General features: G+C 62.3%; 1 protein-coding gene. It reads left to right on the forward strand.

The genetic code is table 11. The features are described from left to right. Positions 1-83: 83 nt before the first annotated feature. Positions 84-1,204 (forward strand): IS256 family transposase (locus APM_RS17725; RefSeq protein WP_007424776.1); only part of this gene is annotated, 1,121 nt, incomplete at its 3' end.

Here is a 1,204-nt window from a genome sequence, read left to right on the forward strand (position 1 = left end):
GTAACGGTGTAGTTTGAGGTGGCCATCGGATCAGTCGGCTATGGTGGAGTTGCGAGACTTCAACCTGAAGCCTGGAGAACCCGATGACCGAAGATAGATTACCACTGGCTGAGCTACTGGCCAAAGCCGGGGACGGCGATTTTCTGCGCAGCGTTGCGGAGGCGGTGGTTCAACTGCTGATGGAGACGGATGTGGATGGGCTGATCGGCGCCAGCCGCTACGAGCGCAGCGGCGAGCGCGCGACCTATCGCAACGGCTACCGGGAACGCGCATTGGACACGCGGCTTGGCAGCTTGCAGCTTCGGATCCCGAAGCTGCGGCAGGGGAGCTACTTCCCGCCGTTCCTGGAAGCTCGCCGGACCTCGGAGAAGGCGCTGGCCGCGGTCATCCAGGAAGCCTGGATTGGCGGCGTCTCGACCCGGCGGGTAGACGAGCTGGTGCAGGCCATGGGGCTGACGGGGATCAGCAAGAGCACGGTCTCGAAACTGTGCAAGGACATCGATGAGAGGGTGAACGCCTTCCTCGACCGGCCACTCGCCGGCGAGTGGCCGTATCTGTGGTTGGATGCGACCTATCTCAAGCAGCGCGAAGGTGGGCGGATCGTCTCAGTTGCGGCGATAATCGCAGTGGCGGTGAACACCGACGGTCGGCGCGAGATCGTCGGCCTGCACATCGGCCCGTCCGAGGCGGAGACCTTCTGGTCGACCTTTCTCAAGAGCTTGGTCCGCCGTGGGTTGCGTGAGGTGAAACTGGTGATCTCCGATGCTCATGAAGGGTTGAAGGCGGCGATCCGCCGGGTGATGGGGGCATCCTGGCAAAGATGCCGCGTTCACTGGATGCGCAACGCCTTGTCCTATGTGCCGAAGGGGCAGCAGAGCATGGTGTCTGCAGCGTTGCGTCAGGCGTTTATCCAGCCGGATCGCGTCAGTGCCAGCCAGACCCTGCGCCATGTGGCCGACCAGCTCCGGGGCAAATGGCCAAAACTTGGCGCGTTCATCGACGACAGTGAAACCGACGTGCTGGCGCACATGGACTTTCCCGCCCAGCACCGAACCAAAATTCACTCGACGAATCCGCTCGAACGCCTGAACAAGGAGGTCAAGCGCCGCGCCGATGTCGTCGGCATCTTTCCCAATGAAGGTTCAATCATCCGCCTGATCGGGGCCGTGCTGCTCGAGGCCAACGACGAATGGCAGTCACAGAA

Origin of the sequence: Acidiphilium sp. PM (assembly GCF_000219295.1) — a bacterium.
Taxonomy (GTDB): domain Bacteria; phylum Pseudomonadota; class Alphaproteobacteria; order Acetobacterales; family Acetobacteraceae; genus Acidiphilium; species Acidiphilium multivorum.